A 378-nucleotide genomic window follows, 5' to 3' on the forward strand; every position below is an offset into this window, starting at 1 on the left:
GTGCTGCTGCTTTCTTGGCGTCCGGTTTGGCGGCCGATGTAGCGGCGGCTTTCTTCGCTTCCGGCTTGGCCGCTGGCGTCGCTGCCGACTTGGCTGCTGGCTTGGCCGACGATTTCGCTACGGCTTTTTTCGCTGCTGGCTTGGCTGCTGCCTTTTTCGCTACTGGCTTGGCCGTGGCTTTTGCCTTGGCTGCCGGCTTGGCTGCTGCCTTGCTTGCTGCTGGCTTGGCTGCCGCTTTTTTGGCGACTGGCTTGGCGGCCGCTTTTTTAGCGACTGGCTTGGCGGCCGACTTGGCTGCGGCTTTCTTAGCTACCGGCTTGGCTGCTGCCTTGGCTGCTGCCTTGGCTGCTGGCTTGGCTGCTGGCTTGGCTGCGGGTT

General features: G+C 63.2%; 1 protein-coding gene. It reads right to left on the minus strand.

Annotated features, from left to right (window positions below):
• On the minus strand, nt 1–378 hold a 378-nt coding region (locus tag F0185_RS34185; protein WP_187362729.1), incomplete at both ends, for a hypothetical protein.

The organism is Massilia rubra (assembly GCF_011682065.1).
GTDB lineage: Bacteria > Pseudomonadota > Gammaproteobacteria > Burkholderiales > Burkholderiaceae_D > Telluria_A > Telluria_A rubra.